The organism is Ilumatobacteraceae bacterium, from assembly GCA_033344875.1.
GTDB lineage: Bacteria > Actinomycetota > Acidimicrobiia > Acidimicrobiales > Ilumatobacteraceae > Ilumatobacter.
In genome coordinates, this window is sequence record JAWPMO010000001.1 from 2,058,665 (window position 1) to 2,082,907 (window position 24,243).

A 24,243-nucleotide genomic window follows, 5' to 3' on the forward strand; every position below is an offset into this window, starting at 1 on the left:
CCGCCCGGCGAGCGGGCTGTTCAGTCGCGGCGGGTCGGGGTGGCGGGGCGGAAGCGTTGACCGAGTCCCGATGCCGCCCACCCGGTTCCCGCCACCACGGCGGGGATCACCACGACCAGAGCGACGACGACGAGCCAAGGAAAGCCGATCGGGGCGTCGTACGAACTCGGTCCGGCGCTGCTGGTCACCCGGTCGACGACCCACGTCGGTACGAAGCCGAGCGGCACGCCCAGCCCGATGCCGACCAGTGCCAGCACCGCTGCCCGAGCCGCGGCTTGGCGCCGCATCGACGACGGCTTGGCCCCGACGATCGTGAACGTGTCGCGCTCCTCACGGCCTTCGGCCGCCGCCAGGGCGAGCCCGATCGACACGACGAGCAAGGTGATCGCCAGCGCAGCGCTCAGGATCACCAGGCGGGCGATCCAGAGATCAGTCGAACTCGAGCCACGCCAGCGAGGCTCGTCGTACTGCAGGTTGAAGTACACCACCTCTGACGTGCCGGTCTGCGTCGACGCCTCGGTGCGAGGTGGATCGCCCGGTTCGATGAACGCATCGAGCGGCGTGCCGTCGAAGTCGCGAGCCAGCAGGGCGAGTTCGTCGCGCTGCAGCTCGGTCAACGGCTCGTCCGAGCGGACGATCACGCCGGTCTGCACGATCGAGAACCCGGCGTCGAGCGCCGCTTCCTCGGTCATCAGGAGCTGCAGATTCCAGCTGCGCTGCACCGGGTCGGCGGCAATGGCGTACGGAAACTCGATCGTTCCGGCGTCGGCGCCATACTGCGCCGTGAGCCCGGCCGGTTCGACCCCCTCGAAAGCAGGTCCGTCGCTGACGTAGAACAACGCATCGGCGTAGCCGACCACGAAGGTCGGCTGGATCGCTCCGATCTCGGCCAGGGTGTCGCGGTCGGTCGAGGACAGGCCGACCAGGTCGAGCACCGCCGGCGTCGCGATCATCGGACCCGACGGATCGTTCCAGTCCGTGCTCGGATCGAACGGGGCCGGGTCGAACGTGGCCATCCGGATCGGAGAGACCTCGCCATCGGGGACGATCCCGAGGATGCCCGACACCGCCCCGTCGGGGAGCGTGACATCGCTCAATGGACCGACGTCGTCCAGGCTGCCGTCAGCACCGGCGGCGATCGCCGTGTCCTGCCATCCCATCAACACCACCGCGTCGGCAGGAAGGTCGGGCGGGCAGCAGGCACCGTTCGATGTGATGAGCGACTCGGCGACCGCACCGGCGGCCACGGCCCCGCCGGCCGCAACGGCGATCGCTGCGACCACAGCCGACGACCGGGTGCGGGAACGCGCCAGGCTGCGCAGCGCCAGCCGCCATGACAGCGACGCCCGACGACCGAGCCCGCCGACCCGCTCGACGACCAGTGGCGCGGCGCAACACGTGCCGAACACCATCGCCGTGACGCCGGCGATCGCGAGCGCCGCCCACACGTCGCTGTTCTGGTTGCCGCCCTGGGCGCCGAGTGCCGCCACCGCGACGAGGCCGAGGCCGCCGGCGAGCAGCGCCAGCCCGGTCGGCACCAGCCACCGGGCCGGTCGCCCGGCGGGTCGACGGCCCGCGAGGGCCGTCATCACCGGTACCCGGGCCGCGGATCGGGCGGGTACGGCGGCGGCGACGGTGGCCGCCACGATGGCGGTGACCGCGATCACCACGAGATGGACGATCGAGATCCGGTACGCACGGAGCTCGTGATGCACGATGTGCCGCTCGATCAGTGGCGTCACGAACGGCAGCGCAACGAAGCCCACCGCGACGCCGACCACCGCACCGACCACGCCGGTCCACGCGCCCTGGAGCGCGAGCGTCCGGCGGATCACCGATTCGGGTGCGCCGTTGGAGGAGAGCTGGCCGATCGTGACGAGCTGCCGTCGGGCGCTGGTGGCGAACGCCGCGGCCACGATGATGCCGACGGCGACCAGCGCCAACACACCGGCGACGAACCCCCACGCGATACCGGCGGTCTCCCCGGAGGTGTCGAACGAGAACGGGTCGTCGTAGCGGGTCGTTCCGCCGCGTTCCATGGCGATCCGGCGGATCGTGTCGACCGGCGTATCGGCCGGCAGATCGATCAACGTCATCGGTGCGCCGAAGTCACCGGAGACGCGGGCGGCGTCGAAGCCCGGGATGACGAGCAGGTCGGTCCAGTAGTCGCCACGCGCCTCGCCGAGGCCGGCGATCGTCCAGGTGCCGGACGGCCGGGCGAGTTCGAGCTCATCACCGACGCCGACACCCCACCGTTCGGCGACGTCGGGGGCGAGCAACACCTCACCGTCGCCCGGGGCCCGGCCGTCGGTGATCTCGATGCCGGCGGCCGCGCCGGGGTCGTCGAACGACATGTTGCCGAACCTGACCCACGTGGTGCGGTCCTGCGCATCGGCGGTCGCACTGGTCGCCGACGTCCACGTGAACACGTACTCGCGGACCGACGACCCGTCGGGCAGCGGCGTCCGGTTGGCGTCGTCGACGCTCTGACCCGTGGATGCCCATCCGTATCCGTTGACGGCGATGTCGGAGTCGCCGTAGTCACGGGCGAAGTCGGCTGCCCAGTCGCTCGCATTGGTGCGGGCGAGCACGCTGCCGAGCGTCATGGCGATGACGGGGACGGCGATCAGGAGGGCCGCGAGCGCGGTACGCCCGGGGCGGCGGCGGACCTCGCGTCGGGCGAGGCGGCTGGCGAAGCGCCAGGCCGGGAGCGCCGACCGGGTCACCGCCGCCTCGGGTGCCGGCGGCGACGTCGTCACCGGTTGCTCATCGAGCAGTGTCATCGCGTCACCGACCCGGCGTGTGCGCTGTAGCCGGCGGTGGCGGCGACGGCTTCGTCGACGAGTTTGCCGTCGCGGACGAACACGACCCGATCGGCCCAGGAGGCGAACCGTGGTTCGTGCGTGACCATCACGACGGCCACACCCGAGCGGGCGAGTTCGGCCATGACCTCGACCACGTGGTCGGAGGTGAGCGTGTCGAGCGCACCGGTCGGTTCGTCCGCGAACAGCACCCGCCGCTCGCCGACGACCGCACGAGCGATCGCGATCCGCTGCTGCTGGCCACCCGAGAACGAGTCGGGGTAGCGATCGATCTGGTGGTCGATGCCGACCCGGCCGAGTGCCTCGGTCGCCTGGCGGCGGGCTTCGGCGCCGGCGATGCCGTCGAGTTCGAGCGGGAGCATCACGTTCTCGAGCGCCGTCAGCGCCGGCACGAGGTTGAGCGACTGGAACACGTAGCCGAGATGGCGGCGACGGATCTCGGCCAACCGGACGGCGCCGACCGATGACAGGTCGGTGCCGTCGAACAGCACCTGGCCTGCCGTGGGCAGTTCGAGACCGCCACCGAGGTGGAGGAGGGTCGACTTGCCGCAACCGGACGGACCCATGATGGCGACGAACTCGCCGGGCCGGATCGCCAGGTCGACGCCGTTGACCGCGCGGACCTCGGTCTCGCCGGCACCGAACGACTTGATGACGTCGCGGTACTCGACGACGGGGGCGGATGCGTTCATGAGTGTGCTCTTTCCGTGTTCTGGGATGCAGGGTTCCGGGATGCAGGGTTCTGGGATGCAGGGTTCCGGGATGCAGGGTTCTGCGGGATGGGCGTGTTCAGTCGCGACTCGCACAGGTCGAGCCAGCGGAGATCGGCTTCGGCCCGCACGACCAGCGCGTCGACGACGAGTCGGGCGGCGAGCGACTCGGGGTCGATCACCTCGGTCGGGCGCTCGCGGCGATGACGCTGCAGCACCGCGAACAACGCGGTGCGCTGGCGGGTGATCACGTCGAGCGCATGGTCACGCCCCGACTCGATCGCCATCATCACCTTGAGCATGAGTTCGTCACGGGGCGGCGGGTCTTCGGCCGGAGTCGCCGCCCACCAACTGCCCAGCTCCTCACGCCCGGCAGCGGTCAGCGAGTACGACTTCTGGTCGTCATCCGACACGTCGACGACCACGAAGCCGTCCCGTTCGAGGCGATCGAGTGTGGTGTACACCTGCCCGACATTGAGCTTCCAGACCCCGCCGGTGACGGCCTCGAACTCGGTCTTGAGCTGGTACCCGTAGCGGGGGCCCGGTTGGAGGAGGGACAGCAACCCCTCACGAACTGCCATGTCGACCTCGCATAGTTACTGAGTATGCATACTCGGTAACTAGAACGCAAGTGCTCGTCCGGATCTCTTCTCGGCGCGCGGTCCTCGCCGCCCGGTGCGGCCGCTTCGTCCGGTGGCTCGTGTTCTACGCGTCGCGGGCGCAGGTCCCGATCGTGCCATCGGTCGGTGGGAGACCGTCGGGGCACAGCGAGTTGTCCCAGACGTTCACGTTCTCCCAGTCGACCCCCTCGTCGACCTGCACGCCGGTCAGATCGACGGCGTAGAAGTACGTGCCGTCGAGCACGGCACCGCGCAGGTCGGTCACGACCAGCCGCTCCTCGCCGTCGCCGATCGGGCCGCTGATGGTGGTGCCGGTCAGGTCGAACCCGGCCAGCGACAACTCCAGCGTGGCGAACTCGCCGTCGGCGCCCCTGATCACGTCGAGATCGGCGTCGACGAGCACCGCCCCGTCGAACGACACGGGCAGGTCGGAGAACCCGATGCGCGCATCGGTCAGGTCGGCTCCGGCGAAGTTGGCACCGGCCACATCTTGGAGGTCGGAGCCGTTCAGCCTCGCGCCGGAGAAGTCGGCACCGGCGAAGTTCGCACTGGCGTCCGACACCGCTCCCTGGAGTTGGGCCCCGGCGAACGACACACCCGAGTAGTCGCCGCTCCCGAGCTCGGCGAACCACACCTCGGCGCCGCCGAAGTCGGCACCCGAGAGATCGGGGTACCCGTCCACGCCGGCGAAGCGCGCCTGCCGGCAGACCTCGCCGGCCGCCGGCGTGCAGGACACCACCTCGTCGGCGGCGATCGCACGCGTCGATGACGCCACGAGTTCGAAGGGGTCGCCGGCGATGCGGATCGTCGAGAACGGGTCGTCGAGCAGGTAGGTGACGGCGACGACCGAGTCACGGAACCCGCCGACCGCCAGGAGTCCGCCGACGAGCTGCCGGTCCGCCTCCTGCGCCGACCAGGTGCCGTCGCCGTTCGGGACATAGGTGGTCATCTCGGTGAGGTCGTTCCGACCCGCACCGACGACGAACGCGAGCTCGCCGTCGAGATCGATCGGCTCCGCGCCCACACGCGGCACGCCCTCGCTCGACCCCTCGACCCAGGCGTCGCCATCGAGCGTCACGAACCGGCGCGGCACCTCCGCCTCGTCCTCACCGGACTCGTCGTCGTCCGACGCCACCGGCTCGGGGAGCGGCGCGAAGTCGAACAGGACGATCCGCCCACCGATGACACTGCCCGTCGCGTCCGCGTACGGCTGCTTCGCGAGGTCGAACGCCTCGTCGACGGCACAGTCGACCGGCATCGGCGGTTCGAGCAGCGGATGATCAGCCGGATCGACGGCGTCGAGCGATTGCACGTCCGGCCCTGCATACATGCGGAGGTGCCTCGCCCACGACGTCCCGAGGATCCACCCGGGCGTGTTGTCGTTGATGTCGTTCTGCGAACACGGGTGCTCGTGCGCCAGCACCACGAGCGTGTCACCGTCCCACAGCACCTCGTTGGCGCTGATCGGACCGTCGGCCCCACGCAGCTCGCGGACGAGTTCCCAGGTTTCCCCGTCGGGCGACGACCAGACCATCCCGTACCAGTCGGGGCCGCGATGGGTGCCGACCGCGACGAACCCGTCGCCGACCCGCGTCACCTCGCCGAACACCGCCGACCCGGACGACGGCGGGTCGACCCGTCGCCACGAGGTGCCGTCGTCGGAGAGGAACACGACCGGACGATTGCGACGGCAGATCCCGGTCTCCCGGTACCCGTTGCCACGGTCGTCGTTGGCGGTGCACGACGTCGAGTGCGTACCCCACGCGAGGAACCCACCGCCCGGTCGGTCGAGCACGCCGAGCACGACGACGGCCGCCGAATCGATCGGCCCTTCGATCGTGACCGGTGTCCACTCGACGCCGTCGGGCGAACGCCACGCCCCCGGTGCGTTCCACCGCGCACCGGTCATCCAGAGTTCGTCGCCGACGGTCGACAACGACGTCCCGCGAAACCTCGAACCCCCGATGGTCTCGACCGTCGACGATGTCCACACGGCGCCGACCGGCAGGATCTCGGGCTCCGGCACGCTGGTCGTGGTGCTGGTCGTGCTGGTCGTGGTCGTGCTGTTCGTGCTGTTCGGTGTGGTGCTGCCGGTCGACGCTCCATCGGCGGGCACCGACGTCGCCGGCTCGTCGGCCACGGTCGAGTCGGGCTCACGGTCGCCGACGACCGCTGCCTCCGAGGTTCCGCCGTCGGGGTCGCTCGCGGCCGAATCGTCGCCACCGCTCGAACACGCCGTCATCACTCCACAGATCGCCAGCACCGAGCCGGCGAGTCGTCGTCTGCTCCGCATCCTGGCGAACCTAGTGCGACCCCTCGGGCCCGTGCCCGACGATCTGGCCGGCTGCTACCGCCCTGCTACCGGACCCGGCTGCTGCACCCGATTCAGTCCTCGGCGTCGGGCCGCGACAGGTGTCGGAGCAGTGCCGTGAGCCGCTCGTCGCTCGCCCGGTCGACGGCGTCGGGCCACGCGAACCAGCCGATCTCCTGGCTCTCGCCGGCGGGCGGATCGGGGTCGGCGTCGCCACCGTCGACCAGGTAGCGGAGGTCGAGGTGCGTGTGCCCCCGGCCGCCCGGGTGCACATCGACGTGCACCAGCGGAGGCACACCGTCGTCACCCACGGTGGCGAAGGCGACCTCCAGCCCCGTTTCCTCCTGCGCTTCGCGCAACGCCGCCTCCCACGGCGTCTCCCCCGGATCGACGTGTCCACCGGGCTGCAACCAGAGCCCGAGCCGCTTGTGGCGCAGCAGCACGACACCCCGTGGTCCGGTCACGATCGCCGACCCCGTGACGTGGATGACGTCGGACTCCTGGCTCATCGGGTCCCGCAGTTCGTCGTAGTGCCCGAGGAACGTCGCGATGCTCGCCTGCTCCACCTCGTCGATCGGAACTCGCTCGGCGACGCTCCGCCGCACCTGCTCACGCATCGTCTCGCTCATGGGGCCACCGTAACCAGAGGAAAATTGAACAAAACCGCTTGAGTCCGACCACCGCTCGGCCGATACGTGAATCACAGCCGCTCACCGAACGACTGCACGCTCACCATGGAACCAAACACACAGTTTTCCCCCCGAGTACTGCTCGCCATCGACGATCTCCGTCTGCGGCGCACCAACGAGGCCGGACTCCGTTCGGCCGGGTTCTCCGTCAGTGCACCGAGCGATGCCGATGCCGTTGCGATCCTCGCCGAGTCGTTCTCGCCCGATGTCCTCGTCGTCGACACCGAGATGCACGACAAGGACAGCCGTCCGCTCTACCAGCAGCTCCGCAGCGCGACCGACAGCTATCTGCTCTGCATCGAATCGGCCGGACGCGACCGAGCCCGGGTCGAGATCCTGCGCTCGGGCGCCGACGACGCCGTGTCGATGCCCGTCACCCCCGACGAGATCGCCGCTCGCTGCCAGGCCATGCTCCGCCGACCGCGCGAGATGCGCGGCGACTGGGATCCCGTCCAGCAGACCGTGATCGCGCTCGGCCCGCTCAAGGTCGACACCGGACGCCACGAGATCCGGTTCGGCGACACCGAGGTCGCCGCCACCAGGATCGAGTTCTCCCTCCTCGAACATCTCTGCCGCCGCCCGACCGAAGTGGCGTCTCGCGACGCCCTCCTCGAGTCGGTCTGGGGCCCGAACTGGGTCGGCGACACCCATGTGGTCGACGTGCACCTCTCGAATCTGCGACGCAAGCTCGATCAGGTCGCCAGCGACATGCGGATCATCCACACCGTGCGCGGCGTCGGTTTCCGCATCAGCAACGAACTGCTCGACGCCGCCGAAGAAGCTGCGTCGACCGGTGTCCCCGAGGCGATCCGCACCGAGGCCCCGGCCACGGTCGATGTCGATGACGATGTCGATCTCGACACCGGCACCCCCATTTCGGCCTGAGCCCGTCGCTACGAATACGTCGCCAGGATCGACCAGCGCTGCTGTTCGACCCCGACCAGATGCGCAACACCGTGCTCGGTGACCACCTGGAACCGAGCCAACCGTCGCGCCCGATCGGGTGACCACCACCGCTGCTCGACGGGCCACGGCCCCGACCACGCCACCAGACGGTGCCGCGCCGTCGGGAACGCCAGTGTCACCGGTGGGGCACTCACGTCGCCACGTCCGTTGACCTGCACCACGCCACCGTGTTCGTCGAGCACCTCGACCGGTACCGGCTCGTCGGGAACCACGGCGGGCGACGGTGCCGGGAGCCCGCCCGGCCACGGCCCGTCACCACGGTCGAGCCGGTCGGTCGGTTCGTCGAGATCGACCGAGGCGGCCGGCACCCAGCGGTACCGCTCGGCGGGCAGCCGGCCGCCCGCCCACATCGGCACCCGCACCGCCTCGTCACCGGCGATCCCACAGAGCCGCACGATCGCGCGCGCCGCGTCGTGATCGGCCTGGGACCTGCCGCCCCACAAACCGCCCTGGACGCCGTCGTCGCTGCGCAGCTCGTCGGGGATCAGACGAACCAGCGCGATGCCGCCGCTCAGGCCCTCGGGCTGTGCCACCCACCCGTCGAGCTGCCAGCGGACACGTTCGACCATCGCCGACGCGGACAACCCCTGATCGCGGTACCACGCACGTTCGCTGCGCTCGCCGTGTTCGGTCTCGATGACGACGACGAGCCGCACGCAGACCCGGCCGTCGGCGGACAGCTGCGCGACCAGTGAGTCGGCGAGTCGCTTCGCAACGAACACGACGGTCTCGAGCTGCTCGACGGGTTCGGGGAACACCTCGTCGATCCACCATTCGGGCGGCGGGTCGACGGCTGCGCTGGGACGCTGGTCGTCACCTCCAGCGATCCGGTGGGCGTGGAGGCCCTCCGCGCCGAACCGGGCCAGCACGTCGCCAGGGGGCAGCCCGGCCAACTGCCCGAGTGTCCGAAGACCGAGCCGGACGAACAGGTCGATCAGCTCGGCCGACACCTCACCCAGCTCTCGCAGCCAGGCGACCGGCAACCCGTCGACGTATGCCGTCGACGTGCCCGGCGGGACCACGACGACACCCGTGCGGGTCCGGGTGGCCCGACGGGCGGCGATCGCCGATGCGGCCCGGCCGTCGGCGACCCCCACCCCCGGTCGTGCGCCCGTGGTATCGGCCACGATCTCGACCATCCGTTCGGCCATCGACCGATCGCCACCGAAGTATCTCGACGGCCCCCTGGCCAGCAGGCAGACCCACCCCGGTTCGACGACCTCGAGTCGCGGCGCCATGTCGGCGATCGCCCGCACGACCGGCTCGAAGGCACGGGCGTCACGGTCGGGGTCGTGATCGAGGACGAGGAGTTCCGCGCACGAGCCCTGGGCCGATCGTCGACGCTCGCCCGGCTGCACCCCCGCGGCCGCCGCTGCCGGCGAGCGGGCGATCACCCGGTTCGCACGGAACACCGCCGCCGGTCGATCCGGCGCGACCCGCGCCGCGACGACCGGCCAATCAGGACACCAGACGGTGACGAGTCGGGGGACATCGGACGTCGACACCGCAACTCATCCCGCGCGACGCAGCTCGCGCCCGTCGACGTCGACATCGACGTCGACATCGACGTCGACATCGACGTCGAGGTGGGCGTCGATGTCACCGTGACGCTCGGGAACGACCTCGACGCGTCCACCCGGGCCCGGCAACCAGAGGTCGCGTTCGACCGGACGCGGCACCCGACGGCCACCGACGCGCACCGTCGCCCGCCGAGCTGCCAGCGAGCCGTGCCCCGAGCCCAACCCGGCCCAGGCGACCGAGGTGGTGGTGAACTCGACGTCGCAGCCGATGCCCGGGTTCGACGGGCCGACGGCGATCAACACCACCCCTCGGGCCTGCAACCGCTGCCGCACCTTCCTGACGACACGGTCGGCGCCGGCCGGTGGACGGGTGAGGATCAGATCGAACCCGTCGGCGGCAGCGCCCACACGCTCCGCCCACGCCGCCGGGCGACCGTCGACGTCGATCGCAACCAGCCGCGAGAGCGGCACCCCGAGTTCGGCGGCCGCTTCGACCCCCAGCATCGGGACACCGACCACCGCCAGCCACGAACCGGTCGTGGTCGCTCGGGCGGCCAACGCCAGGCCGAGCGACATCGCCGCCGGACCGGTGCAGCCGACGATCCGCCCCCTGACCAATCCGGCATCGGGCAACATCGGAGCGAACGCCTCGTCGACCGGGACACACCGGTCACGGGCGGGGACGAGGGATGCCAGACTCACCCGACCCAGGCTATCGAACAGATGTTCGATACGCCAGGGGCCGGGTTCAGCACCTGATCAGCGGATCAGCCCTGCTTCGCCTTCCACTTCTCACGCGCCGCACGGCCCCGCTCGAGCAGGTGTGCGGGGACCAGCTTGGCGGCCTCCGACATCTCGGCACCGTCTTCGCCCCCGCCCTCGACCGCCGCCGGCTCCTCGGCCGGCAGGTCGTCGAACTCGGGCGGCACCACGCCCGGCTTCCAGTAGCGGTACATCTCCCGAACGACATCGGACAGACCCTCGGAGTCGTACCCCTTCTGGAGGTCGACCGTGATCATGTTGCCGTACACGTGCACGTGCGACACCCTGCCGGTCTCGAACAACTGGCGTGCCAACTCGGCCGACGGCCGCGGCCCGACCGCGTCGAGCGCCGACGCGAACCGCTCGTGCCCCATACCGGACAACGACCGGTTGAGCTCGAACCGGACCACACCCGGTGCACTACTCGGCTTTTCGACGACTCCGACGAGCTGACCCATAAGCGCCACACGCTAGCGCCCGTGCCCGGGAGAGCGAGAACGCGTCGGGAGACCTCGTCGACCCACCCCGCAGCCATAAGGTGCGCACGTGATCTTCGGCCGGATCCTCGGGGTCGCCCGCAACCCAGCCCAGCTGGTGCTCGCTGCGTTCGTGTCCCTCATCGCGGTCGGCACCGTCCTGCTCCGGCTCCCGATCTCGGTCGACGGTGGACTCGATCATCCGGGATGGCACGACTCGCTGTTCTGGGCGACCTCGGCGTCGACCGTCACCGGGCTCGGCACCGTCGACGTCTCGACCTTCTCGCTGTTCGGTGAACTCGTGCTGCTGGCACTCGTCCAGATCGGTGGCTTCGGCATCATGACGATCGGATCGGTGCTGGCGATCGTGGCCTCGCGTCGCGTCGGCCTCCGTCAGCGCATGCTCGCCCAGGCCGAGATCGGTGCGATCGACATCGGCGAACTCCGCTATCTCATCGGGGCGATCGCGAAGATCACGATCCTCGTCGAGGGGTCGATCGCGTTGATCCTGTTCGCACACCTCGCCACGGTCGACGATGCCGACATCGGCCGGGCCGCGTACAGCTCGGTGTTCCACGGCATCTCGGCGTTCAACAACGCCGGCATCGCGCTCTCGTCCGACAGTCTCAGCCAGTTCGTCGACGACCCCTTCGTCGTGTTCCCGATCACGGCGGCGTTCGTGATCGGTGGGCTCGGCTTCCCGATCCTCGTCGAGCTCCGACGTCGGATCCGGCCCCGCCAATGGAGCCTGCACACCCGCATCACCCTGGTCGCGACGCTCGTCCTGATCGTGCTCGGTCCACTCGTCGTGCTCGTCGCCGAGTGGACCAATCCCGACACGCTCGGGCTGATGAGCGTGTGGGACAAGTTCCAGGCCGCGTGGTTCCAGGGCGTGTCGCCGCGCACCGCCGGGTTCAACACGATCGACATCGGCGCCCAGCGCGAACCGACCCTCAACTTCATGACCGCGCTGATGTTCATCGGCGCCGGACCGGCATCGACCAGCGGTGGCATCAAGGTCACGACGTTCGCCGTGCTCGGGTTCGCGATGTGGTCCGAGATCCGGGGACACCGGGACGTCAACGCCTTCCACCGGCGTCTCCCCGGTCAGGTGATCCGGCAGGCGACCACCGTGGCGTTCCTCGCGGTCGGCATCGTGTTCGCGACGGCGATCACCCTGACCGCGATCTCCCCGTTCCCGCTCACCGAGACGCTGTTCGAGGCGGCCTCGGCGTTCGGGACGGTCGGACTCTCGACCGGCATCACCGACGCACTCCCCCACGGCGGCCAACTGCTGCTGATCATCGTGATGCTGATCGGCCGGATCGGGTCGGTCACGTTCATCGCGGCGCTGGCGATCAGACCGAGCGTGCGCGTCTACCGTTTCGCCGAAGAACGTCCGATCATCGGTTGATCGACCGACACCACCAGGAGCCGTCATGTCCGAGAAGATCATCCAGACGATGCTGCGGAGCATCTCACCCGACCGGATCGAGCACGAGGGGGAGATCGTCGTCATCGGTCTCGGTCGATTCGGGTCGTCGTTGGCGCACACGTTGATCGAGATGGGGTACGAGGTCCTCGGCATCGACGCGAACGAGCAGACCGTGCAAGATCACGCCGGCGCGCTGACCCACGTGGTCCAGGCCGACACGACCAGCCCGAAGGCCCTCAAGCAGGTGGGCGCCGCCGATGCCGTGACCGTCGTCGTCTGCATCGGGACGGGCATCGAGGCGAGCGTCCTCACCGTCACCGCACTGGTCGACCTCGGCGTCAGGAACATCTGGGCCAAGGCGATCACCGGCGCCCACGGACGGATCCTCCAGCGGGTCGGCGCCCACCACGTCGTGTATCCCGAGGCGGAGATGGGCAAGCGGGTCGCCCACCTCGTCACCGGCGACATGATCGAGTACGTCGCGCTCGACGAAGACTTCGTCATGGTCGAGATGACCGCGCCACCCGAACTCTCGGGTGTCCCGCTCGGCCAATCGGGATTGCGCGACCGGTACAAGGTGACCGTGGTGTGCGTGAAGAAGACGGGGCAGGCGTTCACGTACGCGGACCGCGAGACGGTGCTGGACGAACGCGACCTGATCGTGGTGGCCGGGCACCGAGAGCACGTCGAACGGTTCGCCGACCCCGACCGCTGACGTTCAGCCGTCGAGCGCGTCGGCGAGCACGGCCGGGAACTCGTCGGGAGTGCACGCCATGACCGTGGCGCCGAGTTGCACGAGGTCGTCGGCCGCCTGTCGGTCGTGCACCGGTGCCCCCTCGTCGCTGAGCGCGAGCAGACACAGCACGGTCACACCCGAACGGGTCAGCTGCGCCACACGGGTCCGCATCAGCTCGGCGTTGCCGCCCTCGAACAGATCACTGATCAGGACGAGCACCGTGTCGGTCGGCCGGGTGATCAGTTGGCGGCAGTAGCCGAGCGCCTCCGCGATGTCGGTGCCACCGCCGAGTTGGACCCCGAACAGCACGTCGACCGGATCGTGCAGCACCGGCGTGAGGTCGGTGATCGCCGTGTCGAACGCGACCAGTCGCGTCTGCAGCGACGGGAGTTGCGCCAGCACGGCGCCGAACAGCGATGCGTACACGACGCTGTCGGCCATCGAGCCGGACTGGTCGACGGCGATCACGACCTCCTTGGCGAGGCTGCGTTGACGACGACCGAACCCGATCAGCCGTTCGGGGATCACCGTGCCGTACCGCGGTTGGAAGTGGCGCAGGTTGGCGTGGATGGTCCGCAGCCAGTCGACGTCGCCGGGGCGGGGCCGGCGTGACCGGTTGGCCCGCGCCAACGCTCCCTGCACGGCGGTGCGGGTGCGGTCGGTCAGGCGGGCTTCGAGATCGGCCAACACCCGGGCGACGACCATCCGAGCGGTCGCGCGGGTCTCGTCGGGCAGCAGGTGGTTCAGCTCGACCAGCAGCGTCACCAGGTGGATGTCGGGCTCGATCGACTCGAGCAGTTCGGGCTCGAGCAGGAGTTGGCGGAGGTCGAGCCGTTCGATCGCGTCGCGCTGCATCACCTGCACGACCGGCTTCGGGAAGTAGGTGCGGATGTCGCCGAGCCATCGGGCCACACGCGGCGCGCTGCGGCCGAGTCCGCCCGAACGACCGGCGCCGCGGCCACCCGACCGCCGTCGACCATCGTGGTCGTAGACGGCGGCCATCGCCGCGTCGACACGGAGGTCGTCGCCGCCGAGTTCGCCGCCGGTGCCGTCGGCCTCTCCCCCACCGAGCACGAGCCGCCACCTGCGCAACCGTTCGGTCTCGGAGACCCGGGCGAGGTCGCCGGTCACGACGCCTCCACCGGGAGGCCCAGCAGGTGGCGAACGGTGACGAGGGCTGCAGCGGCCCGAGCGTCGTCATGGCCGGGGCCGAACCCGACGAGCACCTCACGTTCTTCACCGGCGACCAGGCGCCCGAGCTGCCGACGCTCAGCCGACTCGAACGCGCCGAACGTGCGCCGCAGCAGTGGGACGGTCTCGTCGAACGCGTCGGGGTCGAGCGACGAGAGCCACCGGTCGACGACCGAACGGAGTTCGGCGTCGTGCACGAGCACGGTGCCGCTGCCGGCGAGGAACCCCTCGACGAAGGCTGCGCCGACGGCGGGCGCGGTGCCGTACGACAGTGCTCGCCCCAGGCGCAGCTCGACCTGGCGGGCCGACCAGTGGCCGGTGTCATGGAGGATGCGCGTCGCCCGCCCGTGGACACGACCGTGACCGCGGCCGTGACCACGCTCCTCACTCAGTTGCTCGAGGACCTGCGGGAACGCCCGGTGACGGGCCGGGTGATCGACCAATGCCAGCGCCTGGTGGACTCCGCTGAGCCGCTCGACCATCAGCGCGGCTGCGTCGTCGTCGAGCGAAGCGCACGCGGGGACCACGCCGGCCAGGACGCGCACGACCAGCCCGTCGAAGACCGACGCGACCGCCTCGGCGTCGGTCGCTCGGACGTCGCCGTACCGACGCGCCTCGGCGAGCGGGCCGAGGGCCGCCATCAGCTGCGCGGTGTCGGGATCGTCGGCAGCACGGGTCGCCAACACGCCGACGATCGGGTCGACGGCGTCGGGCAGTGCGGCGAGCAGCGCCTGGTCGAGCACGGTCGCGATCTCGACGAGGCCGGCAGCATCGTGGGCCCGCTCGACCAGGCGAGTCGTCGCCGCCTGCTCGACGGTGGTGCCGTAGGCGGCGTATTCGATGACACGGATCGACCACTCGGGCCGCCACGCCACCCGCCACGTCTCACGGAACGTACCGCTGCTGCCGCGCCCGTCTTCGAGCGTGCCCCACGGGACCCCGATCGCGGCGAGTTGGTGGAGCAGGTGCGAGCGCCGGAGACCGTTCGGTGTGCGGAGATCGAGTTCGACCGTGTGCTCGTCGGGTTCGGGCTTCAGGCGTGCCGACCGTTGCCGGGCGGCCAGGTCGCGTGCGAGGGGCACCTGGGGAGCGTCGTCGGGCACCGACCCGATCGCGCTCCCGACCACCAGCCGTCGTCGCACGAGCGGCAGCCCGCCCATCACGGCGTCGGCGGCGTCGAGCACCTCGGACAACCCGGGGCGCGGCCGGCCGCGGATCGTCGCCAGCGTGTCGGCCATGCGGGTCGCGGCGATCAGGTGATCGGGTGACGCCGACATGTCGGCGGCGCGGAGCACGCGCGCCGCGTCGACGAAGAAGCGAGCGACACCGTCGGACCCCGGATGTCGGAACACGTGGTCGTACCACCCGGGGCTCGCCACACCGGCGCCGTACCCCGTCGCCGTCGCGAGCCGCTCGTGCGTCCAGGGCACCCAGCTGACCGCCACCTTGACCTTGGGCAATCCGCGCAACGTGGCTGCGTCGGTGGTGGCGGTGGGCGCACCGGACGCACCGGGGTCGAGCACCGGCACGTGCCAGGCCCCGCACACGACGACGATCGTGTCATGGCCGTCCTTGCGAGCGGCTCGGATGCGCTTGCGCATGTGGGCCTCGCGTCGCAGCTCGGAGGTCGACGGGACGGTGCCGGACCGGACCGCCGCCATCGCCTCGGCCACCGCCTCGAACGCGACCAGACCGTCGCCGCGGTGCTCGATCACGTCGTCCCACCATCGCTCGGCGTCGGGTTCGCCGGCCGCCGCCGCCAGCGCTCCGAGCGGGTCGACCGGCGCACCGCCGGCGAGCAGCGCCTCGTCGTCGGAGGTCTGCGCCAGGCTGTTGGCCAGCGGCAGGTCGATCGCCTCGACGGGAACGTCCCGCTCGTTCGCCCATGCGATCGCCTGCCACTCGGGACTGAACGACGCCAGCGGGGCGAAGACGGCCCGACGCGGCGTGTCGACGACGTGCCCGAGCAACGCCACCGGCGGCTCGAGGCCCGGGTCGCCGACCCACCGGAACGCCGACGTCGTCTCGAACGGCGACTCGACCAGCACGATCGACGGCCGGAGTTCGTCGAGCGCTCGGATCACCGAACGCGCCGAACCCGGGCCGTGGTGTCGGATCCCGAGCAGGTGGAGGCCCATCGTCGGCGCCGTCAGTCGAGCGCGCGGCAGGCGTCGTAGAAGTCGCCCCAGCCGTCGCGGTCGGCGACGACCGCCTCGAGGTATTCGCGCCAGGCGATGCCGTCGTGGACCGGGTCGCGCACGACCGTGCCCACGACACCGGCCGCGACGTCGTCGGCCGAGAGCTCGCCGTCGCCGAAGTGCGCAGCGAGCGAGAGACCGTTGGTGACGACCGAGATCGCCTCGGCGGTGGAGAGGGTGCCGCTGGGCACCTTGAGGCTGGTGCCGCCGTCACCGGTGACACCTGCTCGCAACTCGCGGAACACGGTGACGACGCGCCGGATCTCGTCGGCGGCCGGTGTGAGCGGTGGCAACGACAGCGCGGCGCCCAGCTCGTTGACACGTTGCGACACGATCGCGATCTCTTCGTCGGCCGTCTCGGGCAACGGCAGGACCACGGTGTTGAACCGTCGACGCAGGGCCGACGACAGATCGTTGACGCCGCGATCGCGGTCGTTGGCGGTGGCGATCACGTTGAAGCCCCGCGTGGCGGCGATCTCGGAGTTGAGCTCGGGGACCGGCATCGACTTCTCGGACAGGGCGGTCACCAGCGCGTCCTGCACGTCGGACGGCATCCGGGTGAGTTCTTCGACGCGGGCGATCGACCCGAGCTGCATCGCCCGGTAGATCGGACTGGGCACGAGCGCCGCCTCCGACGGGCCCTCGGCCAGGAGCCGCGCATAGTTCCAGCCGTACCGGAGGGTCTCCTCGGTGGTGCCGGCCGTTCCCTGGACCAGCAGCGTCGAGTCGCCGCTGATCGCCGCCGCCAGGTGCTCGCTCACCCAGGTCTTGGCCGTGCCGGGCACACCGAGCAGGAGCAGCGCACGGTCGGTGGCGAGCGTGGCCACCGCGATCTCCATCAGGCGCCGCCGACCGACGTACTTGGGCACGATCACCGTCCCGTCGGCCAGTTCGCCGCCGACGAGGTAGGTGACGACCGCCCAGGGTGAGAGCCGCCAGTTGGGGGGCCGCTCCCGGTCGTCGGCCGCGTCGAGCGCCGCCAACTCGGCGGCGTACTGTTCCTCGGCGTGCGGCCGGAGGATCTGGTCGGTGTCAGCCATCGGCCCCGACGTTAGCGACGGGGTGTCACGCATCGGGTCGGGCACGCGAGACTTGCGCCATGACGACACCGGCGCATCGGTCCTGCGAGTCGGTCGAGGAGTTCGCGCTGTCGCTCCCCGAGGCCTGGCCCGACACCCCGTGGGGCGACCGGGTGGTCAAGGTCGGCAAGAAGATCTTCCTGTTCGTCAGCGGTCCCGACGCCGAGCGTCCCGTCGTGACCGTCAAGTTGCCCGAGTCGAGAGATCACGCCCTGTCGTACCCCGAGGCCTTCCCCACGCGCTACGGGCTCGGCAAGCACGGTTGGGTCACGATCTTCGTCGACGCCGTCCCGGAGGAGGAGCACGAGGTGCTCATCGACTTCACCGAGGAGAGCTACCGGGCGGTCGCGACCAAGACGCTCGTGAAACGCCTCGACGCCGAACTCGCCGACGACTGACGACGGACGGCCGACGGAGGGCCGACTGACGGCCGACGGCCGACTGACGACTGACCCAGCGGTCGAGGCCCACCGAGGCGAGCAACCGACAAACCTCCGGCGATCCGTCGGCGCTGCCGACCTACCGTTGGCGGATGCACCTCGCCGACCGCATGCACCTGCCGGAGGGATACCGGGCCCGGCCGTACCGCGGACCCGCCGACCACGGCGACATGACCGGCGTCCTCGTCGCGTACCGCGAACATCTCGGTGACCCCGAGTACCCGACCGTGGAACAGCTCGACGCGTCGTATGCCCATCTGATCGACTGCGACCCGAACCTCGACATCGTCGTGATCGAACACGCCGGCACCATCGTCGGGTACGTCCGTGTGAGCCGCACCGAGGACGAGGACGGCACGACCAACTGCATCCTGTTCGCTCCCATCCGACCCGACCATCTCGACCGCCGACTGTTCGACGTCGTCGCCGACGCGCAGGAAGCCCACATGCTCACGTGGCTCGCGTCCGGCACACCGGCCCGGTTCCGAGCGTTCGCGGCCCATCCGGGTCCCGGTCGTGCGCCGACAGATGAGGCCGAGTGGCTCGAGGCTCGCGGCTTCACGGCGGTCGAGTGGGGTGCGTCGCTGGTACGACCCCACCTCGACGAGATCCCCGATCTGGCGTTACCGAACGGCGTCGTCACCCGCCCGGTCCGGCCCGACGAGCGGCGAGCGATCTGGGAGGCCCACCTGGAGGCATTCCGCGGCGAATGGGACTTCGAGGAACCGACGCCCGAGATGGTGGACGCCGAGCTGGCCGAGCCGTACATCGACCACACCCTCTGGAAGGTCGCCTGGGTCGACGAGCCGGACGGTGAGGTCGTCGGTCAGGTGAAGTCGTTCATCAACACCGAGGAGAACGAGCAGCGGGGATACCGGCGCGGGTACACCGAACAGATCTCGACGCACCCGGCCTGGCGGAACCGTGGCATCGCCGGGGCGCTGCTGGCGATGAGTCTTCGTGAGCTCCGCGACCGCGGCATGACCGAGGCGGCGCTCGGCGTCGACACCAACAACCCGGGCGGCGCGTTCCAGCTCTACACGAGGCTCGGGTTCGAACTCCGCGCCTACGAGGCCGTGTATTCGAAGGACGTCGTGCCGAGCGAGGTGTGATGTCGAGCGAGGTGTGATGTCGGGTCAGACGAAGACGATCTGAGCGCCTTCCGACAGCTCCATGAACTCGCTGACGTTGATCACATCGAGCACCTCGTCGAACAGATCATCCTGCTCGAGACCCATCATGTCGACCGACATCTGACACGCCCAGAGTTGGGCGCCCATGTCGACGAGCATCTGGAGGAACTCGGGAACTTCCGGCACATCGAGGTCGGCGATCTGCTTCTTCAACATCTTGGTCGCGAAGCCGGCCTCCCCGGCAGGCCGGCGAGGCCCTGGGGCATGTGCTTGTCCGACAGCTTGCCCATGCCGGGGGGCATGTGCATCGCCGCGTTGCCGAGCGGCGTGAACTTCAGGTCGCCCATCGTCTTCTTGTTGATCATGTCGAGGCCCCAGAAGGTGAAGAAGATGTGGGTCTCGATCCCCTCCCCGAGCGCACCGTTGGCCATGATCAGCGCCGGGTACGCCATGTCGAGGTTGCCCTTCGAGCAGACGAAGCAGATCTTGCGATCGCTGTCGCCGTCGCCGAAGTCCGGCACCTTGGGCACGTCGTCGGGAACGGTGTCGGGGTTGTTGGTGGCGGTCTGGGTGGTGGTGGTCTCGGTGGTGGTGGTCTCGGTGGTGGTCATCATGCGACTCCTTCGGTCGTGGCGTCCTCAGACGCAACCCTTCGGCTTGGGCAGCCCGGCGATGTAGGCCATCTTCTTGGCGGGCTTCTTCGGGAACAGGACGAACAGCTGCTTGGTGGGGATGCCGCCGACCTTCGTCACCCGCCGGATGGTCGCCGTCTCACCCTGCTCGGCGAAGTCGCTGCGCAGGAATCGGACGGCCGCCCAGTGATCGTCGGTCAGCTCGTCGATGCCGATCATCGAGGCGAGCTCGCGCCCGATGTCCTCGTTCCACTCGTCGTACTCGGTCATGAAGCCTTCGTCGTTGACGCTGACCGTCTGACCGGCGATGGTTGCCGTGCTCATGTCACGTCTCCTTTCACATCGTCGCCGGGTCTCGGCGTGGTCGTTGGGGTTCCGGGCCGCCGATCGGCGTGTGGGCCGGTCTCGACGGCGACGGATCGCAGCGTGTGGAGGGCTCTGGCCATGCCGCGGCGGACATCGGGGTCGCGCAGTTGCCGGCCGAGCGCCCACAGACTCGGCGGCTCCTCCGTCTCCCAGCCGACCGCCTCCTGTTCGGCGTGGACCGCCTCGACCATGCGCGACACGAACGCGAGCATCTCGGGTCGTGTGACCTCGCGCAGCGCTTCGAGCATCGCCACGACGTTGTCGCCGAGTTGCTCGACGTCGTGTTCGTCGAAGTTCGTGACCACCCGGTCGGCGACACCGACCGCTGCGCCGGCGAATCCGAAGTAGCCCTTGCGGTCAGCCACGTCGAGACCGTCGACCACACGGGCCATGACGTCCGGCCCGAGCTCGGTGAGGTCGGCCACGAGGTCGGAGACCATGCGCAGGTTGGTCAGGCCCGACAGTTGATCGGTGAGGTGATCGATCTTGGCCTCGAGCACGTCGAGGCGCTCGGCGGGGATGTCGACACGGGTGTCGGTCGCGCTCATGACGTCACCTCGGCGAGGACACGCTGCTTGCCGGCCATCGACATCTGCGCCGGGATCGGCAGCTCACGCCCCGGCAGCAGCACGTTCCAGTACGTCCACTTGAACATCAGCTTCCCCCAGTGGTTCGCCGCGGTCTCCTCGAGGAGCGAGAACGGACCGATCCCCGGCAGCGGGTACTTCCCGGGCAGCGGCTCGACGTCGTAGTTGAAGTCGATCAACAATCCCTTGCCGTTGCCCGACTCGATGAAACAGTTGGCATGACCGTCGAACTTGCCGGTCATCGGCTTGCCGGCGATGTGCTGCACGAAGTTGTCGACGAAGACGTCGACGGCGAAGTGGGCGACCGACCCCGCCTTCGAGGTCGGGATGTTCGATGCATCACCGAGGGCGAAGATGTTGTCGTGGCCGTCGGCGAGGAACGTGAACTTGTCGACCTCGACGTGGTTCAACTCGTCGCCGAGCCCCGACCGTTCGACGAAGTCGGCGCCCATGTTGACCGGCACGGTGACGAGGAGGTCGTAGGGGACCTCACGATCGTCGTAGCTGACGAGCGTGTTGCGGTCGCCGTCGACCTCCATCGTCATGAAGTCGGGTTCGACCGCGATGTCGCGGTGGTCGAGCATGTCGCCCAGGTGTTTGGCGGCGACCGGCTTCGTGAACGCCCCGTCGAGCGGGGTCACGTAGGTCAGCTCGACCCGGTCTCGCATCCCGCGCTCGGTGAAGAACGCGTCGGCCAGGAACATGAACTCGAGCGGGGCGACCGGGCACTTGATCGGCATCTCGACGATGTTGAGCACGAGTCGTCCGCCCTCCCATCCGTCGAGCACCTCGGCGAGACGTGTCGCCCCCTCGAACGTGTAGAAGTCGTGGATCGTCACGCCGTAGTCGTCGCCGTCGAGTCCCGGCGTCTGGTCGCGGCGTGGGCTGGTTCCGGTCGCGATGATCAGCTGGTCGTAGCGGAGCTCGCGGCCGTCGGCGAGCATCACGACCGATTCGTCGGCCCGCACCAGGTCGACCTCGCCCAGCAGGACCTCGACGCCGTCGCAGATGAGCTGCGACGTCGGTCTGACGACCTCGTCGGGCCGGTAGGTCCCGAACGGGATGAACAGGTAACCGGGCTGGTAGTGGTGCTCCGGCGTCGAGTCGACGATCGTGATCGACCACTCGTCGGTCGGGAGCAGGGGCCGCAACTTGTTCACGGCCATCGTCCCGGCGGTGCCGGCTCCGAGCACGAGCAGCTGACGCATGGTGCATCCCTCCTTGGGATTCGCCGAGATCGGTCGGCGTCAACACCGACCGGCCTCTCCCTCGCAGTGTGCGCCGCCGCACCGGCGCGGGTCAGGGGCGAAGGTCCCGAGCGGGCCAGCCGATCAGACTTGAGCGCCGAGCGCCGTCAACATGCGGTGCCGGAGGCGGGCGAGGTCGCCGAGCGCCAGGGCGAGGCCGACGCCGGTCCGGTCGAGTGCGGCGGCCGCGTCGAGCAACACCGCCGGCCGGCAGCGCGCCACCAGGTTGACGAGCACGGCCTGGTGTGCCGCACCGAAGCTCGCCGACGTGAAGCCCTGTGCGAGCCGCGTCGAGAAGGTGTGCGCGTCGGCGGACAGGAGTTCGGCGAGGTCGGGGGACACCGGGAGCTCGGGGAGCGATGTGACGCTCTCGGCCGATGCCGTGGCCGACGTGGCCGGTGCGAGCCGCTCGAGGTGGTCGGTCAGCCAGCGGGCGGCAGGTCCGGCGGCGAGCGCGACCCGCGCCCGTCGGACCGCATCGGCGCGGTGCCGGAAGAGCAGGTGGGCGAGCGCGTCGGGCGGGACCCGGAGCCCCTGTTCGACCACGGTGAGCACCCATTCGTCCTCGAGCACCGGCCATTCGCTCACGATGTCGTGCCACGCATCGACCGCGGCGGCGCTGCACCACGGCCGCTCGTCGTCGGCCGGTGGTTGCAGCGGTACCGCCGCGGGTCCGGGCACGAACGATGCCCGACGGGCCGCGGCGACCGCACCGACCGCCGCCAGCATCCGAGCGGCATCATCAGGGCGGACGGCGTCGTCGACGACCTCGGCGACGGGGAGACTCAGTTCGGGCGGCGGCCGCCGGTCGGTACCCAGCAGTGCCGCCGTCACCAGTTCGCGCCAGTCGGCGTCGAGGTCGGGGCGCGGCTCGGCGTCGGTCATGCGGCGCTCACGAAGGTCGGGTCGGCACGCGGTCCGACGTCGAGGGTGCGATCGGCGAGATGGAGGGTGAGCGGCTGGACGCCGCGGGGCGTCCATTCGACCGTGACGTCGACCGGCGAGCCGGCCGACGCGGCGAGCAGGGTGGCGAGGGCTCGGTCGTCGCCGAGCAGCGGGAGCGAGCCGTGCTGGTCGGTGATCACCCAGCGACCGTCGAGGACCGACGGCGTGCCGCGGATCGTGGCGGGATACCGCTCGAGCCATGGTTCGAGTGCGATCGCCGTGCCGATGGCGTCGCAGGCGGCCGCGACCCCCACGGCGGCCGGCGTGTGGAACGGCAACGGGTCGGCATACCGGTGGCCCGCCAGCGCGCGCAGCGATCCACCCGGGTACCGGTGCAGGTCGGCGTGCACCACGGTGCCCACCGAGAACGAGTCGTCGAGCCGCTGCTGGTACGCGGCGAACGACAGCAGCATCGCCCAGGCGCCGGATCGCTCGCCCCGGAGCCAGATCCGCCGGACCTCGATGCGGTCTTCGCGCACGTCGCTGCGTCCGGCCACGAACCAGTCGTCGGTCTCGGGCACCCCAGCGAGCACGTCGGCCTGGCGCACCTGCCACCCCGACGCGGTGGCAACGGCGTCGGCAAGCGGCCCGGGCAGCGTCGGCAGCCGACGGCCGGCCTGTGCGATCAGGTGCAGGAACCCGAGTTCGGCGAGCACCTCGGAGTGCCAGTCGGGCCCGGCACCGACCAGCCCGGCCAGGCGCCGCACGCGGTTGGCGAGGGCACCGGCCCGTGCGTCGACGAGCCGGGCAGCGAGCTCGTCCCAGGTCGCGTAGCGGGCGAGCGCCGGATCGGCGAGCCCGGTACGCATCCGGTCTTCGAGCCAGCGGTCGAGCTGCGTCAGCCCCTCGAGCATGCGGGCGACACGCTCGTCGCGGGCGCGGTCGAGTTCGGCACGATCGGTGGGTTCGGAACCGCCGGGGTCGGCGTCGGGCTCGACCCCGGGCGCCGGCTCGGAAGGGTCGCCGGCGCCACGCTCACGCTCGTGGGCCGACCGTCGATCACGGGCGTCGAGCCACGACTGGACCGACTCGGGGCGGGTACCGGCGCCGACGCCGCGCACCCACAGCAGCAGCAGCGCCAGGGCGTGCTTGCACGGCAGCTTGCGGCTCGGGCAGGTGCAGCGCCACGCGACCTCCGCGTGATCGACCGCGGTCTCGTACGGCTCGGCCCCCGAGCCCTGACACCGCCCCCAGAGAGCTCGGTCATCGGCCCCGACTGCGGTCCACCGCGTCGGCACCGCGAGCGGCTCGGCCGCGGCGACCGAACGGGGCGACGGCGCCACCGCCGCCACCTGTTCGATCGTCCACGTGTCCTGCACCGAGCGAACGTTACCGAGCGCCTGTGACACGGCTGCGCGGGAGCGGCTCGCGCCGCGCG

Annotated in this window: 23 protein-coding genes; 5 read left to right on the top strand and 18 right to left on the bottom strand. The window is 70.2% G+C overall.

Going from position 1 to position 24,243, the window contains the following annotated elements:
• Positions 1-20 precede the first annotated feature (20 nt).
• The 5 genes from R8G01_09740 to R8G01_09760 form a co-directional block, all read right to left on the bottom strand.
• Positions 21-2,783 (bottom strand): FtsX-like permease family protein, encoded by a 2,763-nt coding sequence (locus tag R8G01_09740; GenBank protein ID MDW3214267.1) that lies wholly within the window; start codon positions 2,781-2,783, stop codon positions 21-23.
• Positions 2,780-3,514: an ABC transporter ATP-binding protein gene (locus R8G01_09745; GenBank protein ID MDW3214268.1), complete on the bottom strand. Its 735-nt coding sequence runs from the start codon at positions 3,512-3,514 to the stop codon at positions 2,780-2,782. The genes R8G01_09740 and R8G01_09745 overlap by 4 nt, the downstream gene beginning before the upstream one ends.
• Positions 3,511-4,113, bottom strand: a complete 603-nt coding sequence (locus tag R8G01_09750; GenBank protein MDW3214269.1) for a PadR family transcriptional regulator — start codon at positions 4,111-4,113, stop codon at positions 3,511-3,513. The genes R8G01_09745 and R8G01_09750 overlap by 4 nt, the downstream gene beginning before the upstream one ends.
• Before the next feature lie 124 nt (positions 4,114-4,237).
• Entirely contained in the window at positions 4,238-6,445 is a 2,208-nt protein-coding gene (locus R8G01_09755) for a pentapeptide repeat-containing protein (protein MDW3214270.1), read from the bottom strand.
• Between the two features lie 92 nt (positions 6,446-6,537).
• The gene (locus R8G01_09760) at positions 6,538-7,092 is read right to left on the bottom strand and encodes an NUDIX domain-containing protein (GenBank protein ID MDW3214271.1); all 555 of its coding nucleotides are present in this window, start codon (positions 7,090-7,092) and stop codon (positions 6,538-6,540) included.
• 105 nt (positions 7,093-7,197) lie between these two features.
• Here R8G01_09760 and R8G01_09765 point away from each other — a divergent pair, with 105 nt between their 5' ends.
• Entirely contained in the window at positions 7,198-8,037 is an 840-nt protein-coding gene (locus R8G01_09765; GenBank protein MDW3214272.1) for a response regulator transcription factor, read from the top strand.
• An 8-nt stretch (positions 8,038-8,045) separates the two neighbouring features.
• Here the strand turns inward: R8G01_09765 and R8G01_09770 are convergent, their stop codons facing one another.
• From R8G01_09770 to R8G01_09780, 3 genes are all read right to left on the bottom strand, one after another.
• Complete coding sequence (locus R8G01_09770; protein ID MDW3214273.1) at positions 8,046-9,623, bottom strand: DNA polymerase Y family protein; 1,578 nt, start codon at positions 9,621-9,623, stop codon at positions 8,046-8,048.
• Positions 9,624-9,629: 6 nt separating this feature from the next.
• Complete coding sequence (locus R8G01_09775) at positions 9,630-10,340, bottom strand: hypothetical protein (protein ID MDW3214274.1); 711 nt, start codon at positions 10,338-10,340, stop codon at positions 9,630-9,632.
• Positions 10,341-10,405: 65 nt separating this feature from the next.
• On the bottom strand, positions 10,406-10,858 hold the full coding sequence (locus R8G01_09780; protein ID MDW3214275.1) for a hypothetical protein: 453 nt from the start codon (positions 10,856-10,858) through the stop codon (positions 10,406-10,408).
• 88 nt (positions 10,859-10,946) lie between these two features.
• Between R8G01_09780 and R8G01_09785 the strand changes: the two genes are divergently transcribed.
• Both R8G01_09785 and R8G01_09790 read left to right on the top strand, forming a co-directional pair.
• Positions 10,947-12,290 carry a potassium transporter TrkG gene (locus R8G01_09785; GenBank protein MDW3214276.1) on the top strand — a complete coding sequence of 448 codons (1,344 nt, stop codon included), beginning with the start codon at positions 10,947-10,949 and terminating at the stop codon, positions 12,288-12,290.
• A gap of 25 nt (positions 12,291-12,315) precedes the next feature.
• A complete protein-coding gene (locus R8G01_09790) occupies positions 12,316-13,026 on the top strand; it encodes a TrkA family potassium uptake protein (GenBank protein ID MDW3214277.1) in 711 nt (236 codons plus the stop codon).
• Positions 13,027-13,029: 3 nt separating this feature from the next.
• Here the strand turns inward: R8G01_09790 and R8G01_09795 are convergent, their stop codons facing one another.
• Genes R8G01_09795 through R8G01_09805 form a run of 3 tightly spaced genes read right to left on the bottom strand, consistent with a single transcriptional unit; the run spans position 13,030 to position 17,476 of the window.
• Positions 13,030-14,178 (bottom strand): VWA domain-containing protein, encoded by a 1,149-nt coding sequence (locus tag R8G01_09795; GenBank protein MDW3214278.1) that lies wholly within the window; start codon positions 14,176-14,178, stop codon positions 13,030-13,032.
• The gene (locus R8G01_09800; GenBank protein MDW3214279.1) at positions 14,175-16,376 is read right to left on the bottom strand and encodes a DUF5682 family protein; all 2,202 of its coding nucleotides are present in this window, start codon (positions 16,374-16,376) and stop codon (positions 14,175-14,177) included. The genes R8G01_09795 and R8G01_09800 overlap by 4 nt, the downstream gene beginning before the upstream one ends.
• Before the next feature lie 11 nt (positions 16,377-16,387).
• Positions 16,388-17,476 (bottom strand): AAA family ATPase, encoded by a 1,089-nt coding sequence (locus R8G01_09805; GenBank protein MDW3214280.1) that lies wholly within the window; start codon positions 17,474-17,476, stop codon positions 16,388-16,390.
• 59 nt (positions 17,477-17,535) lie between these two features.
• On the opposite strand from R8G01_09805, the gene R8G01_09810 reads away from it, so the two are divergent.
• Entirely contained in the window at positions 17,536-17,913 is a 378-nt protein-coding gene (locus R8G01_09810; protein MDW3214281.1) for an MmcQ/YjbR family DNA-binding protein, read from the top strand.
• A gap of 134 nt (positions 17,914-18,047) precedes the next feature.
• Positions 18,048-19,067: a GNAT family N-acetyltransferase gene (locus tag R8G01_09815; GenBank protein MDW3214282.1), complete on the top strand. Its 1,020-nt coding sequence runs from the start codon at positions 18,048-18,050 to the stop codon at positions 19,065-19,067.
• A 24-nt stretch (positions 19,068-19,091) separates the two neighbouring features.
• Here the strand turns inward: R8G01_09815 and R8G01_09820 are convergent, their stop codons facing one another.
• The 7 genes from R8G01_09820 to R8G01_09850 form a co-directional block, all read right to left on the bottom strand.
• On the bottom strand, positions 19,092-19,304 hold the full coding sequence (locus R8G01_09820; GenBank protein ID MDW3214283.1) for a DsrE/DsrF/DrsH-like family protein: 213 nt from the start codon (positions 19,302-19,304) through the stop codon (positions 19,092-19,094).
• Positions 19,298-19,702: a DsrE/DsrF/DrsH-like family protein gene (locus tag R8G01_09825; protein ID MDW3214284.1), complete on the bottom strand. Its 405-nt coding sequence runs from the start codon at positions 19,700-19,702 to the stop codon at positions 19,298-19,300. The genes R8G01_09820 and R8G01_09825 overlap by 7 nt, the downstream gene beginning before the upstream one ends.
• Positions 19,703-19,726: 24 nt before the next feature.
• The gene (locus R8G01_09830) at positions 19,727-20,044 is read right to left on the bottom strand and encodes a TusE/DsrC/DsvC family sulfur relay protein (protein ID MDW3214285.1); all 318 of its coding nucleotides are present in this window, start codon (positions 20,042-20,044) and stop codon (positions 19,727-19,729) included.
• A complete protein-coding gene (locus R8G01_09835; GenBank protein ID MDW3214286.1) occupies positions 20,041-20,634 on the bottom strand; it encodes a DUF1641 domain-containing protein in 594 nt (197 codons plus the stop codon). The genes R8G01_09830 and R8G01_09835 overlap by 4 nt, the downstream gene beginning before the upstream one ends.
• Entirely contained in the window at positions 20,631-21,881 is a 1,251-nt protein-coding gene (locus R8G01_09840) for an FAD/NAD(P)-binding oxidoreductase (protein MDW3214287.1), read from the bottom strand. Before R8G01_09840 ends, R8G01_09835 begins: the two co-directional genes overlap by 4 nt.
• Before the next feature lie 123 nt (positions 21,882-22,004).
• Positions 22,005-22,805 (bottom strand): hypothetical protein, encoded by an 801-nt coding sequence (locus R8G01_09845; GenBank protein ID MDW3214288.1) that lies wholly within the window; start codon positions 22,803-22,805, stop codon positions 22,005-22,007.
• Complete coding sequence (locus tag R8G01_09850) at positions 22,802-24,184, bottom strand: SWIM zinc finger family protein (protein ID MDW3214289.1); 1,383 nt, start codon at positions 24,182-24,184, stop codon at positions 22,802-22,804. The genes R8G01_09845 and R8G01_09850 overlap by 4 nt, the downstream gene beginning before the upstream one ends.
• Positions 24,185-24,243 lie beyond the last annotated feature (59 nt).

Coding starts and splice junctions, on each gene's coding strand:
- R8G01_09805 (MDW3214280.1), bottom strand. CDS start 17,476: ATGGCTGACACCGACCAGATCCTCCGGCCGCACGCCGAGGAACAGTAC.
- R8G01_09740 (MDW3214267.1), bottom strand. CDS start 2,783: ATGACACTGCTCGATGAGCAACCGGTGACGACGTCGCCGCCGGCACCC.
- R8G01_09815 (MDW3214282.1), top strand. CDS start 18,048: ATGCACCTCGCCGACCGCATGCACCTGCCGGAGGGATACCGGGCCCGG.
- R8G01_09845 (MDW3214288.1), bottom strand. CDS start 22,805: ATGACCGACGCCGAGCCGCGCCCCGACCTCGACGCCGACTGGCGCGAA.
- R8G01_09760 (MDW3214271.1), bottom strand. CDS start 7,092: ATGAGCGAGACGATGCGTGAGCAGGTGCGGCGGAGCGTCGCCGAGCGA.
- R8G01_09825 (MDW3214284.1), bottom strand. CDS start 19,702: ATGATGACCACCACCGAGACCACCACCACCGAGACCACCACCACCCAG.
- R8G01_09750 (MDW3214269.1), bottom strand. CDS start 4,113: ATGGCAGTTCGTGAGGGGTTGCTGTCCCTCCTCCAACCGGGCCCCCGC.
- R8G01_09840 (MDW3214287.1), bottom strand. CDS start 21,881: ATGCGTCAGCTGCTCGTGCTCGGAGCCGGCACCGCCGGGACGATGGCC.
- R8G01_09830 (MDW3214285.1), bottom strand. CDS start 20,044: ATGAGCACGGCAACCATCGCCGGTCAGACGGTCAGCGTCAACGACGAA.
- R8G01_09780 (MDW3214275.1), bottom strand. CDS start 10,858: ATGGGTCAGCTCGTCGGAGTCGTCGAAAAGCCGAGTAGTGCACCGGGT.
- R8G01_09810 (MDW3214281.1), top strand. CDS start 17,536: ATGACGACACCGGCGCATCGGTCCTGCGAGTCGGTCGAGGAGTTCGCG.
- R8G01_09790 (MDW3214277.1), top strand. CDS start 12,316: ATGTCCGAGAAGATCATCCAGACGATGCTGCGGAGCATCTCACCCGAC.
- R8G01_09745 (MDW3214268.1), bottom strand. CDS start 3,514: ATGAACGCATCCGCCCCCGTCGTCGAGTACCGCGACGTCATCAAGTCG.
- R8G01_09820 (MDW3214283.1), bottom strand. CDS start 19,304: ATGTTGAAGAAGCAGATCGCCGACCTCGATGTGCCGGAAGTTCCCGAG.
- R8G01_09755 (MDW3214270.1), bottom strand. CDS start 6,445: ATGCGGAGCAGACGACGACTCGCCGGCTCGGTGCTGGCGATCTGTGGA.
- R8G01_09835 (MDW3214286.1), bottom strand. CDS start 20,634: ATGAGCGCGACCGACACCCGTGTCGACATCCCCGCCGAGCGCCTCGAC.
- R8G01_09765 (MDW3214272.1), top strand. CDS start 7,198: ATGGAACCAAACACACAGTTTTCCCCCCGAGTACTGCTCGCCATCGAC.
- R8G01_09800 (MDW3214279.1), bottom strand. CDS start 16,376: ATGGGCCTCCACCTGCTCGGGATCCGACACCACGGCCCGGGTTCGGCG.